This window comes from Streptomyces sp. NPDC088810 (genome assembly GCF_044750305.1).
Classification (GTDB): Bacteria; Actinomycetota; Actinomycetes; order Streptomycetales; family Streptomycetaceae; genus Streptomyces.
On record NZ_JBIVJQ010000003.1, the window covers coordinates 1 to 11,847 of the forward strand.

Annotated in this window: 11 protein-coding genes, 1 rRNA gene and 1 riboswitch; of the genes, 11 read left to right on the plus strand and 1 reads right to left on the minus strand. The window is 69.8% G+C overall.

The features are described from left to right. From rrf to ACIP4Y_RS10845, 11 genes are all read left to right on the plus strand, one after another. Positions 1-95 (plus strand): 5S ribosomal RNA (gene rrf, locus ACIP4Y_RS10795); the annotation flags it as partial. Between the two features lie 106 nt (positions 96-201). Next, complete coding sequence (locus ACIP4Y_RS10800; RefSeq protein WP_401390702.1) at positions 202-810, plus strand: CDP-alcohol phosphatidyltransferase family protein; 609 nt, start codon at positions 202-204, stop codon at positions 808-810. Positions 811-923: 113 nt separating this feature from the next. Beyond that, the gene (locus ACIP4Y_RS10805) at positions 924-3,419 is read left to right on the plus strand and encodes a sugar phosphate nucleotidyltransferase (RefSeq protein ID WP_401390705.1); all 2,496 of its coding nucleotides are present in this window, start codon (positions 924-926) and stop codon (positions 3,417-3,419) included. A 190-nt stretch (positions 3,420-3,609) separates the two neighbouring features. After that, positions 3,610-4,458 (plus strand): DUF881 domain-containing protein, encoded by an 849-nt coding sequence (locus tag ACIP4Y_RS10810; RefSeq protein ID WP_358646365.1) that lies wholly within the window; start codon positions 3,610-3,612, stop codon positions 4,456-4,458. Further along, complete coding sequence (locus tag ACIP4Y_RS10815) at positions 4,455-4,787, plus strand: small basic family protein (RefSeq protein WP_003988855.1); 333 nt, start codon at positions 4,455-4,457, stop codon at positions 4,785-4,787. The genes ACIP4Y_RS10810 and ACIP4Y_RS10815 overlap by 4 nt, the downstream gene beginning before the upstream one ends. 5 nt (positions 4,788-4,792) lie before the next feature. After that, entirely contained in the window at positions 4,793-5,638 is an 846-nt protein-coding gene (locus ACIP4Y_RS10820) for a DUF881 domain-containing protein (RefSeq protein WP_401390707.1), read from the plus strand. A 190-nt stretch (positions 5,639-5,828) separates the two neighbouring features. Then, complete coding sequence (locus ACIP4Y_RS10825) at positions 5,829-6,659, plus strand: FHA domain-containing protein (RefSeq protein ID WP_358646361.1); 831 nt, start codon at positions 5,829-5,831, stop codon at positions 6,657-6,659. A gap of 44 nt (positions 6,660-6,703) precedes the next feature. Next, positions 6,704-7,441 carry a MerR family transcriptional regulator gene (locus tag ACIP4Y_RS10830; protein ID WP_401390711.1) on the plus strand — a complete coding sequence of 246 codons (738 nt, stop codon included), beginning with the start codon at positions 6,704-6,706 and terminating at the stop codon, positions 7,439-7,441. 86 nt (positions 7,442-7,527) lie between these two features. Continuing rightward, complete coding sequence (locus ACIP4Y_RS10835; RefSeq protein ID WP_026253112.1) at positions 7,528-8,001, plus strand: bifunctional nuclease family protein; 474 nt, start codon at positions 7,528-7,530, stop codon at positions 7,999-8,001. 263 nt (positions 8,002-8,264) lie between these two features. Further along, positions 8,265-8,948, plus strand: coding sequence for a MerR family transcriptional regulator (locus tag ACIP4Y_RS10840; protein WP_358646357.1), 684 nt, complete (start codon positions 8,265-8,267; stop codon positions 8,946-8,948). Positions 8,949-9,015: 67 nt separating this feature from the next. Then, positions 9,016-10,500 (plus strand): DNA polymerase IV, encoded by a 1,485-nt coding sequence (locus ACIP4Y_RS10845; RefSeq protein WP_401390715.1) that lies wholly within the window; start codon positions 9,016-9,018, stop codon positions 10,498-10,500. A gap of 660 nt (positions 10,501-11,160) precedes the next feature. On the opposite strand, the gene ACIP4Y_RS10850 is transcribed toward ACIP4Y_RS10845, so the two are convergent. Next, positions 11,161-11,532: a PRC-barrel domain-containing protein gene (locus ACIP4Y_RS10850; protein WP_401390718.1), complete on the minus strand. Its 372-nt coding sequence runs from the start codon at positions 11,530-11,532 to the stop codon at positions 11,161-11,163. Positions 11,533-11,651: 119 nt separating this feature from the next. Continuing rightward, positions 11,652-11,746: riboswitch (glycine riboswitch) on the plus strand. Positions 11,747-11,847: the final 101 nt, after the last annotated feature.

The following is an 11,847-nucleotide window of genomic DNA, read 5'->3' on the forward strand; positions in this document are numbered from 1 at the left end:
AAACGCCCGGTTACATTCCGAACCCGGAAGCTAAGCCTCACAGCGCCGATGGTACTGCAGGGGGGACCCTGTGGGAGAGTAGGACGCCGCCGAACTCCTTTTACAGCTCGGCTCTTGGGCACTGCCCAAGAGCCGGAGCTTTTTTGCGTTGAGGTAAGGTCAGGGGGCATCGTCGGCTCGTTTCGCACAGGAGGCCCCCGGGTGGAGGTCCAGGAGACCCGTGTCCAGACAGACCGGGTCCTCACCATCCCCAACATCCTCAGCATGGCGCGGCTCGTCGGCGTACCCCTCTTCCTGTGGTTGATCCTCAGGCCGGAGTTCGGCGGCCCCAAGAGTGATGGCTGGGCCCTCCTCGTGCTCGCGTTCAGTGGGGTCAGCGACTACCTGGACGGCAAGCTCGCCCGGCGCTGGAACCAGATCAGCAGCCTTGGCCGACTGCTCGACCCCGCGGCCGACCGGCTCTACGTCCTGTCCACGCTGCTCGGGCTGACCTGGCGGGAGATCCTCCCGCTCTGGCTGACCGCCCTGCTGCTGGCCCGGGAGCTGGTCCTCCTGGTCATGGTGGGCATCCTCCGCCGGCACGGCTATCCGCCGCCGCAGGTGAACTTCGTCGGGAAGGCCGCCACCTTCAACCTCATGTACGCCTTCCCGCTCCTGCTCCTCAGCGACGGAAACGGATGGATCGCGTCACTCGGCGCAGTTTTCGGGTGGGCTTTCGCCGGATGGGGTACAACCCTCTATTGGTGGGCAGGAGTGCTCTACGTGGTACAAGTCCGCCGTCTGGTGCGCGCGGACACCGTGGCCGATTGAGCCCGTCTCTTGTCTGGACAAAGTCGTCCGATGGCCCGCCGCCGTGAAATGCGGGACACTTTGGACGGGTGAAGTCGGCTAGACAGTCATCTCTTTAGGAGGACGCTTCCGACATGAAGGCCGTCGTGATGGCCGGCGGCGAAGGCACGCGCCTTCGCCCAATGACCTCCAGCATGCCCAAGCCGCTCCTGCCCGTGGCGAATCGCCCGATCATGGAGCACGTGCTGCGACTGCTCAAAAAGCACGGGCTCAACGAGACCGTGGTCACCGTGCAGTTCCTGGCGTCCCTCGTAAAGAACTACTTCGGTGACGGCGAAGAGCTCGGCATGGAGCTCACGTACGCCAACGAGGAGAAGCCACTCGGTACCGCCGGAAGCGTCAAGAACGCCGAGGAGGCGTTGAAGGACGATGCCTTCCTTGTGATCTCCGGCGATGCGCTGACCGACTTCGACCTCACCGAGCTGATCAATTTCCACAAGGAGAAGGGTGCGCTGGTCACGGTCTGTCTGACCCGCGTGCCCAATCCCCTGGAGTTCGGCATCACCATCGTCGACGAGGAAGGCAAGGTCGAGCGCTTCCTGGAGAAGCCGACCTGGGGGCAGGTCTTCTCCGACACGGTCAACACGGGCATCTACGTCATGGAGCCCGAGGTCTTCGACTACGTCGAAGCCGATGTGCCCGTCGACTGGTCCGGCGATGTCTTCCCGCAGCTGATGAAGGAAGGCAAGCCGATCTACGGCTATGTCGCCGAGGGTTACTGGGAGGACGTCGGCACGCACGAGAGCTACGTGAAGGCCCAGGCGGACGTCCTCGAAGGCAAGGTCAACGTCGACATCGACGGCTTCGAGATCTCCCCGGGCGTGTGGGTCGCTGAGGGCGCCGAGGTGCATCCCGACGCGGTACTGCGCGGGCCGCTGTACATCGGCGACTACGCGAAGGTCGAGGCCGGCGCGGAGATCCGCGAGCACACCGTCGTCGGATCCAACGTGGTCGTCAAGAGCGGCGCCTTCCTGCACAAGGCCGTCGTGCACGACAACGTGTACGTCGGACAGCACAGCAATCTGCGCGGCTGCGTCGTCGGCAAGAACACCGACATCATGCGCGCCGCCCGGATCGAGGACGGCGCGGTCATCGGCGACGAGTGCCTGATCGGTGAGGAATCGATCGTTCAGGGCAACGTCCGCGTGTACCCGTTCAAGACCATCGAGGCCGGCGCCTTCGTCAACACCTCGGTCATCTGGGAGTCCCGCGGACAGGCCCATCTGTTCGGCGCCCGCGGTGTCACCGGCATCCTGAACGTGGAGATCACGCCGGAGCTGGCGGTGCGGCTCGCCGGCGCCTACGCCACGACACTGAAGAAGGGCTCCACGGTCACCACGGCCCGGGACCACTCCCGGGGTGCCCGGGCGCTCAAGCGGGCGGTGATCTCCGCGCTCCAGGCCAGCGCCATCGACGTACGCGACCTCGAGAACGTGCCGCTGCCCGTGGCCCGGCAGCAGACCGCGCGAGGCAGTGCCGGCGGCATCATGATCCGGACCTCGCCGGGTGTGCCGGACTCGGTCGACATCATGTTCTTCGACGGGCAGGGCGCGGACCTCTCGCAGGGCAGCCAGCGCAAGCTGGACCGGGTGTTCGCGCGCCAGGAGTACCGGCGGGCGTTCCCCGGCGAGATCGGTGACCTGCACTTCCCGGCCAGCGTCTTCGACTCGTACACCGGATCGCTGCTGCGGAACGTCGACACGACCGGGATAGCGGAATCGGGTCTCAAGGTCGTCGTGGACGCCTCGAACGGCAGTGCCGGGCTCGTGCTGCCCAGCCTGCTCGGCAAGCTCGGTGTGGACTCGCTGACCATCAACCCCGGTCTTGACGAGTCCCGGCCCACGGAGACCGAGGAGATGCGCCGGAAGGGGCTGGTGCGGCTCGGTGAGATCGTGGCGTCCTCTCGTGCCGCGTTCGGTGTGCGGTTCGACCCCGTCGGCGAGCGGCTGTCGCTCGTGGACGAGAAGGGCCGGATCATCGAGGACGACCGTGCGCTGCTGGTGATGCTCGACCTGGTGGCCGCCGAGCGGCGCAGCGGGCGGGTGGCGCTTCCGGTCACCACGACCCGGATCGCCGAGCAGGTGGCCGCCTACCACGGCACGCAGGTCGAGTGGACCACCACCTCGCCCGACGACCTCACGCGCGTGGGACGCGAGGAAGGCACCATCTTCGGCGGTGACGGCAAGGGCGGCTTCATCGTCCCCGAGTTCAGCAGCGTCTACGACGGCACAGCGGCCTTCGTACGGCTCATCGGGCTGGTGGCGCGGACGCAGCTCACGCTCAGCCAGATCGACGCCCGGATCCCGCGGGCGCACGTCCTCAAGCGGGACCTGGCGACGCCGTGGGCCGTCAAGGGTCTGGTGATGCGCCGGGTGGTCGAGGCCGCAGGGGACCGCTCCGTCGACACGACCGACGGTGTGCGGGTCGTGGAGACCGACGGCCGCTGGGTGATGGTGCTGCCGGACCCTGCCGAGGCGGTGACCCATCTGTGGGCCGAGGGGCCCGACGACGCTTCCGCGCAGGCCCTGCTGGACGAATGGTCGGCGGTCGTGGACAGCGCCGGCCGGTAGCTCCCGGCGGCTGAGAGCGGCAAAAGCCGCTGCACGCGCGCGTGCCGGACAAGTGTCCCCAAGGGGGCCTGTCCGGCACGCCGGTGGGGCCGTTCGGAGGTACTGCGCGCGACATGCGACGATGTGCGGCATGCCGCAGCAACCCCCCGTTCGGAGCAGCCCCACGAGGTCGCGGCGCCCGGACGCCTCCATGTCGTTGATCACCAACGTCATGGACCACAGCCTCGACGACGGCTACGCCGAGGCCGCAGCCCGCAAGAAGTCCCAGGGCGAGGGCGGCCTGCCGAAGACGCTCCGGGCCAAGCTGGGCCTGGCCGCAGGTCTCGTCCTCGCGGCGCTGGTCGTGACCGTGGGGGCGGCACAGGCCCGGGTGACGGCGCCCGTCGTGGCCAAGGAGCGCCAGGAGCTGATCGACCGCATCGACGCCGAGACCGCGGACGCGGACAAGCTCGAGAGCACCGTGGACACGCTGCGCGACGACGTCAGTGCGCGCCAGCGGGCGGCCCTGAGGTCGAGCGGCGGCAGCGCCGAGGCGGACCTGGTGGGCGTGCTGTCGGGGGCCAGCGCGGTGCACGGCCCCGGCGTCAAGCTCGTCGTGAACGACGCCAAGGAGGCCGCCGGCGGCGGGGACGGCACCAACCCCCGCGAGACCTCGGGTTTCTCCGACACCGGCCGGGTGCGGGATCGCGACATGCAGCGCGTGGTCAACGGCTTGTGGGCCTCCGGGGCCGAGGCGATCTCCATCAACGGGCAGCGGCTGACCGCCCTGTCCGCGATCAGGGCCGCGGGTGACGCGATACTGGTCGACAACAGGCCGCTGGTGCCGCCGTACACGGTGCTGGCGGTGGGGGACGGAGAGAGGTTGAGCACCAGGTTCCAGAACAGCGCCGACGGCCTGTATCTGCATGCCCTGGAGGAGAACTACGGCATCCGCGCCACCATCTCCACGGAAGGCGACGTCCGGTTGCCCGCCGCCCCCAGTGTGATCGTACGTACAGCACAGCCGAAGTCCGAGAAAACCGGGAAGGGCACATCGTGATCGCCGTACTGGGCCTCGTCGTGGGAGTCGTGGCCGGCCTGTTGGTCCGGCCCGAGGTTCCGGCGGTCGTCGAGCCGTATCTGCCGATCGCCGTCGTCGCGGCGCTGGACGCCGTCTTCGGCGGTCTGCGGGCCATGCTGGACGGCATCTTCGACGACAAGGTCTTCGTGGTGTCGTTCCTGTCGAACGTGGTCGTTGCCGCCCTCATCGTGTTCCTCGGCGACAAGTTGGGCGTGGGCGCGCAGCTGTCCACGGGGGTCGTGGTGGTCCTGGGCATCCGGATCTTCTCCAACGCCGCGGCGATCCGGCGTCACGTGTTCCGGGCGTGACGACGATGAGCGAGCAGAACGACCGGAACGAGCAGCCGGTGAACCCGCTGCGCAGGGAGCTGCCGGCCGAGGTGCCCGTGCCCGCGCCCGAGGCCGGGCAGCAGGGCCAGGAGCAGCCCCAGCAGCATGTGACGGGCAGGCAGCGGCTCGTCAAGGGCCTGTGGCCGCCTCGTTTCACGCGGGCCCAACTCATCGTCGCGCTGCTGCTGTTCGGTCTCGGCTTCGGCCTGGCCGTCCAGGTGGCGTCCAACAGCGACACCGACAGCGCGTTGCGCGGCGCGCGTCAAGAAGATCTTGTTCGCATCCTCGATGAACTGGATTCCCGTACTCAGCGTCTTGAGGACGAGAAGCAGGGACTCGAGAAGCAGCGTCAGGAGCTGCAGTCCAGTTCCGACCAGGCCGCCGAGGCCCGCCGGCAGACCGCCGAGAAGGAGAGGCAACTCGGCATCCTGGCGGGGACCGTGGCGGCGCAGGGTCCCGGCATCACGATGACGATCGAGGACACGAAGGGGACGGTCCAGGCGGACATGCTGCTCGACGCGATCCAGGAGTTGCGCGCGGCCGGCGCGGAGGCGATCCAGGTCAACGGGGTCCGTGTGGTGGCCGGCACCTACGTCACCGACTCCGGCAAGAGCGTGAGCGTCGGCGGGAACCAGATCGACGCCCCCTATCGTTTCAAGGTCATCGGCAAGCCGCAGGACCTCGAGCCGGCGCTGAACATCCCGGGAGGCGTGGTGCAGACTCTGGAGAAGGAGCAGGCCACGGTGACCGTCGAGCGGTCGGACAAGATCGTCGTGGACGCCTTGCGACAGGCGAAGCGGCCTGACTACGCTCGGTCGTCCTCCCAGTGAACCGGTGGTGCATGGGGGTCGTCGCGCAGGGGCATGAGGTTGCGGGGGGTCGGCGCACCGAAGGGGTGGTGCGTGGTGGAAACTGTCTGGTGGATACGGACGTTGTGAGAATGTCCGGCTCGGCCGGTGTAGGCAATCAGGGTTCGTCCTGCCCCACGGGCGGGTCTGTTTCGGTCAAGGGGAATCGCCCGTGAAGTTGTTTGCGAAGTTGTTCGGCAAGAGCGCGCGAGAGGGCCGCGACAACGCGACCGCTCGTCATCGCGCACAGCCTGACGCGGAGGGCCAGCGCCCGCTGTTCCGAGACCAGGTCGCTGGTCCGGGCGGTGACATTTCCGGTGGTCAGGGCGCGGCGTCTGTTGACCCTGCCCAGTCCGGCGGCATAGGTTTCGGGCAACCGTCAACCTCAGGTACGGGTGGAGGGTTTGCCTCCGGCCCGTACGCGTCCAACGCCCCGGCGGGGCAGCCGCGGCAGGAGGATCCGTCGATGTCGGTCCTGGTGTGTACGAGGTGCGGTAACCGGAATGCGGAGAACGCCCGGTTCTGCTCCAACTGCGGGGCGCCGCTGCGCCCCGGGGTGGCGCCCGAGCGGGCTTCCGAGACGACGTCCACCATCTCGATCTCCGGTCTGGAGGCGTACGACTCCGAGGCGACCGGCCAGACGCCGCTGCCGATGCTCTCCCCGGAGGCGCAGGCCGCGGTGGACGCGCTGCCGCTGGGCTCGGCGCTGCTGGTGGTGCGCCGCGGTCCGAACTCCGGCAGCCGCTTCCTGCTGGACAGCGACCTGACCACGGCCGGCCGCCATCCGCAGAGCGACATCTTCCTGGACGACGTGACGGTCTCCCGGCGGCACGTGGAGTTCCGGCGTTCCCCCGACGGCTCCTTCACGGTGGCCGACGTGGGCAGCCTGAACGGCACGTACGTCAACCGCGAGCGCATCGACCAGGTCGCTCTGTCGAACGGTGACGAGGTGCAGATCGGCAAGTACCGGCTGGTGTTCTACGCGAGCCGGCAGGGCATCTGACCCACCCCCGGACCGGTGTCCGGGGGAACCCCCAGGGAAGGTCCATGCTTCAAACACCGAGCGGCGGTGCCGGAAGCGGTACCGCCGCCAGGGACAGTGGGCTGATGAGCATCGGCACGGTGCTGAACGTGCTGCGCGACGAGTTCCCCGAAGTCACCATCTCCAAGATCCGCTTCCTGGAGTCGGAGGGGCTCATCGAGCCGCAGCGGACCCCGTCGGGGTACCGCAAGTTCAGCCCTGCGGACGTCGAGCGCCTCGGTCACGTCCTGCGGATGCAGCGGGACCACTATCTGCCGCTCAAGGTGATCCGGGAGCACCTGGAGGCCATGGAGCGGGGTGAGGCCGTCCCGCTGCCCGTGGTGGGCCGCCAGCGCACCCCGGACGACGTGCCGGCGCAGGCCGAGGGGCGCACGGTGGCCAGGATCGGCAGGTCCGAGCTGCTGGCCGCGGCGGACATCGGCGAGGACGAGCTGAAGGAGTGGGAGTCCTACGGGCTGCTCGCTCCCCTGGAGGACGGGGCGTACGACGCCGAGGCCGTGACCGTGGCCTCGCTCATCGCCGAGCTGGGCGGGTTCGGGATCGAGCCTCGCCACCTCCGGGTGATGAAGGCCGCCGCGGACCGGGAGGCGGGGCTGGTCGACCAGGTGGTCGCCCCGCTCAAGCGCCACCGCAACCCGCAGACCAGGGCCCACGCAGAAGCCCGCACGAAGGAGCTGGCGGCCCTCACCGTGAAGCTGCACGCGGCGCTGGTGCAGACCGCTCTGGGAGTGCGGCTGCCCTGAGACGGCGGGCCTGCGGGGCGGCCGGATCGGGCACCTGTTCCCGGCCCGACTACCCAAACGTCCCGGGCACGGCCTAGGGTTGCTGTGTGAACGAGCTCGATGTCGTAGGTGTCCGGGTCGAAATGCCCTCCAACCAGCCGATCGTGCTCCTGCGCGAAGTGGGGGGCGACCGTTACCTCCCCATCTGGATCGGGCCGGGGGAGGCGACGGCGATCGCCTTCGCCCAACAGGGCATGGCCCCCGCGCGACCGCTGACCCACGACCTGTTCAAGGACGTGCTGGAGGCCGTCGGCCAGGAGCTGACCGAAGTGCGCATCACCGATCTGCGGGAAGGCGTCTTCTACGCGGAGCTGGTGTTCGCCAGCGGGGTCGAGGTCAGCGCCCGCCCCTCCGATGCCATAGCGCTTGCCCTGCGCACCGGAACGCCGATCTACGGCAGTGACACGGTGCTGGACGACGCGGGTATCGCCATTCCGGACGAGCAGGAGGACGAGGTCGAGAAGTTCCGCGAGTTCCTCGACCAGATCTCGCCCGAGGACTTCGGCACCAGCAGCCAGTGAGCCGGCGGGGCGCGGTCCGCCGGACCCGGGGTTCCACCGGGCCGGCCGGCAGGTCCGCGCGGCCGTCGCCTCGGCATTTGCCTCCGGCCAGTGAGAGCGTCCTACGGCCCGCCGCGAGCGCATTCGGCTAGCCTTTCCCCGCGGTGGGACACGGGAAACCACTCCTAGGGTGATTATCACTCGGCGTGCCGAGTGTGGCGATCGTTGACGCACCCCTGGTGACTGCCTACCGTCGAGAAGGCAGGTCAAGGACGGAGGTCGGCGTGAGAACGAGCGGCGACGGTACGGCTGGGGGTGCCCCCGGACGCAGTTTCGGGGAGAGCGGTCCGTACCCGCCCCCGAGCCCGCGACTGCGCTCAGGCGGGGCACACCCCCATCCGGGCAGCGCGGTGGATCACGCTCCGCAGCTGCCGACGGCGGTGCCGAACGGTGGAGGGGTGGCGGCCATGACGTCCGAGGAGATCGGCTACCGCGGGCCCACGGCCTGCGCGGCGGCCGGCATCACCTACCGGCAGCTCGACTACTGGGCTCGCACCGGTCTGGTCGAGCCGAGCGTGCGGCCCGCCTACGGGTCGGGCACCCAGCGGCTGTACAGCTTCCGGGACGTCGTCGTCCTGAAGATCGTGAAGCGGTTCCTGGACACCGGGGTGTCGCTGCAGAACATCCGTACGGCCGTCCAGCACCTCAGGGAACGCGGTTTCCGTGACCTGGAGCGGATGACCCTGATGAGCGACGGCGCGACCGTGTACGAGTGCACCTCGCCGGACGAGGTCCACGCCCTGCTCCAGGGCGGTCAGGGCATCTTCGGGATCGCCGTCGGCGTGGTGTGGCGCGACGTGGAAAGCGCCCTCTCCCAGCTGCACGGCGAGCGCATCGACACCGGCGAGACGCTCGTCGGGCACAACCCCGCGGACGAGCTGGCGCGGCGCCGCAACCGGGCGGTCTGACCACCGGTCCCCGCAGGGGCGCTCCGGCACCACCGCATTGTCAGTGGCGTGGTGCAGCATCGGAGATGTGAGAAACGCGCCCACGATCCTGCATCTCGACATGGATGCCTTCTTCGCCTCGGTGGAGCAGGCGTCCAAGCCGAGCCTGCGCGGGAAGGCGGTCGTCGTGGGCGGGCTCGGACCGCGCGGGGTGGTGGCCACCGCGTCGTACGAGGCACGCGTGTTCGGGGTCCACTCCGCGATGCCCATGGCCCAGGCGCGCCGGCTGGCACCCAACGCCGCGTATCTGGTGCCGCGCTTCGGTCTGTACCGGGCGATCAGCGAGCAGGTGATGGCCCTGCTTCGGGAGCTGTCGCCGCTGGTGGAGCCGCTGAGCCTGGACGAGGCGTTCGTGGATCTGGAGGCCGGGGGAGCGGCCTGGGACGAGGAGTCGGCGCGGCGGACCGGGGAGAAGCTGCGCACGGACATCCGGGCGGTCACCGGGCTCACCGGTTCGGTGGGGCTCGCCGCCTCGAAAATGCTGGCGAAGATCGCGTCCGAGCAGGCCAAGCCGGACGGCCTGGTGCTGATCGAGCCGGGCACCGAGCGGGCGCTGCTGGGGCCGATGCCGGTGCGGACCCTGCCGGGGGTGGGGCCGGCCACCGGGGACCATCTGCGCCGGGCCGGGATCAGCACGGTGCAGGAGCTGGCCGAGGCCGGTGAGGACGAACTGGTGCGGCTGCTCGGCAAGGCGCACGGTCACGCGCTGTACGCGATGGCACTGGCCCGGGACGAGCGGCCCGTGGTGGCCGAACGGGAGGCGAAGTCGGTGTCGGTGGAGGACACGTACGACGTGGACATCCACGACCGGCTGCGGGTGGGTCTCGAGGTGCAGCGGCTGGCCGACCGGTGTGTGCGGAGGCTGCGCGAGGCGGGGCTGTCGGGGCGGACGATCGTGCTGAAGGTACGGCGGTACGACTTCTCCACGCTGACCCGCTCCGAGACGCTCAGGGGGCCCACGGACGACCCCGCCGTCATCCGGGAGGCGGCTGCGCGGCTGCTGGACTCCGTGGACACCACGGGTGGGGTGCGGTTGCTCGGGGTGGGGGTGTCCGGGCTCGCCGACTACACGCAGGAGGACCTGTTCGCGCAGGCGATGCCCACGCGGGCGGTGGCGGAGGCGCCGGAGGAGGCCATGGCCGAGGGCGTTGTGGAACGGCCGGAGCCGGTGGAACGGCACTGGCGTGCCGGGCAGGACGTACGGCATGCGGAGTACGGGCCCGGGTGGGTGCAGGGGAGTGGGCTGGGGCGGGTGACGGTGCGGTTCGAGACGCCGCAGTCCGAGCCGGGGCGTGTGCGGACGTTTCTTGTCGACGATCCCGCGCTGGAGTCGGCCGACCCGTTGCCGTTGGTCCCGGACCTCCCCCATCCACCCACCTCCCTCACTGACCCTCCCGGGACTCCGCCCGACGGACCAGGCGGGTGTCGAGCCGGGAACGTGGGTCAGGATGTGGAGGCAGATCGGGGCTCGGACACGGGCCCGGGTGCGCAGGGGGCGGTGGCTCGGGCCTGAGCGCGGCCGTGCACGTGGGCCAAGCTTGAGGGGCGGGTAGTGGAGGTCGGGCAAGTCGAGAAAGTAGGCCAGGCCCGACGGGGCCGGCCCGGGTACCCACACCGCCTCAGAGGTGGGCCGGGCCCGAGACGTAGGCAGGATCACAGGCGTAAGCCATGCCGGTGCACCCGGCCGGGACCCCCACGTGGGCCAGGCGGGGAGCAGGATCCCGTAGACGTTGGCCGGGGGTGGGCGTGGGGCAGAGGACTGACATGCCGGGGGCCCGGGGGTGCGGGGAGCCGCAGATGCGGTCAAGCGCGGGCGTGGGCCGAGTCGGGGAGGTCTCGGATGCAGGCCCTGGCGCGGGTGTGGGTCGGAGGGCGGACATGCGCCAGGCCTCGGGCGGGGTCAGTCGCGCAGCGGACTGGGGCTGGGGGTGCGGGCAGCTGCGGATGCGGTGAGGTGCGGGGGTAGTCCCTGCCGTGGGTGTCGGGGCGGCGGGCGGACATGCCGGGCGGGGGCCCGGGGGTGCGGGGAGCCGCAGATGCGGTCAAGCGCGGGCCTGGGCCGAGTCGTGGACGTCGGAGCAGAGGGCGGACATGGGCCGGGCCCCGGGCCGGGGCCGGTCGCGTGCCCCGTCCCGGGTCGGGCGTGGGGCGAGGGAGGCTGGTGTCGGGGAGGTCAGGGTTCTTCTGTTCCGGCTAGTTTGCCGAAAGTGTGGTCCGGGACCGTGGGGGGTGGGACCACGTCGAGGCCGTAGTGGTGGTAGAGCTGGAGTTCCTGTTCGGGGGAGAGGTGGCGGCCCACGCCGAAGTCGGGGGCGTCCTTGATCAGGGCGCGGTCGAAGGGGACGTGCAGGGTGCCGTCGACGAGTTCGCTGGGCGCCAGGGGCACGAAGGCGTCCCGGGAGAACAGGCCGGTGCGTATGGCCGCCCACTCGGGCACTCCGGTGGCGTCGTCCAGGTACACCTCGTCAATGGTGCCGATCTTGGTGCCATTGCGGTCGAACGCCTTGCGGCCGATCAGGTTGCGCGGATCGATGTCGGTCTGCACGGTCCCTCTCCCTCCACGTGGTCGCAACTCATCCGTAAGCACTACAAAAGAGCACATTCAGGGAGGCGGCCACTCGAAGGCTCCGGCGTTGACCTCGCTGGTAGGCTGACAGCGGCTGCTGACCCCGTGCGGGAGAGTCCTCCGACCACCTCGGAGGCGCCGAAGGAGCAACTCCTCCCCGGAATCTCTCAGGCTCACGTACCGCACGGACGAGGTCACTCTGGAAAGCAGGGCGGGTGTCCACGGCTCCCGCCCTCACCGACGGTGAAAGCCGGCGCCCTTCGGGTGGCCGGTGAAGCTCTCAGGTTGAGATGA

Excerpts from the sequence above, each read along its gene's own strand:
- ACIP4Y_RS10830 (WP_401390711.1), top strand. The coding sequence starts at position 6,704 with ATGCTTCAAACACCGAGCGGCGGTGCCGGAAGCGGTACCGCCGCCAGG.
- ACIP4Y_RS10805 (WP_401390705.1), top strand. The coding sequence starts at position 924 with ATGAAGGCCGTCGTGATGGCCGGCGGCGAAGGCACGCGCCTTCGCCCA.
- ACIP4Y_RS10810 (WP_358646365.1), top strand. The coding sequence starts at position 3,610 with ATGTCGTTGATCACCAACGTCATGGACCACAGCCTCGACGACGGCTAC.
- ACIP4Y_RS10820 (WP_401390707.1), top strand. The coding sequence starts at position 4,793 with ATGAGCGAGCAGAACGACCGGAACGAGCAGCCGGTGAACCCGCTGCGC.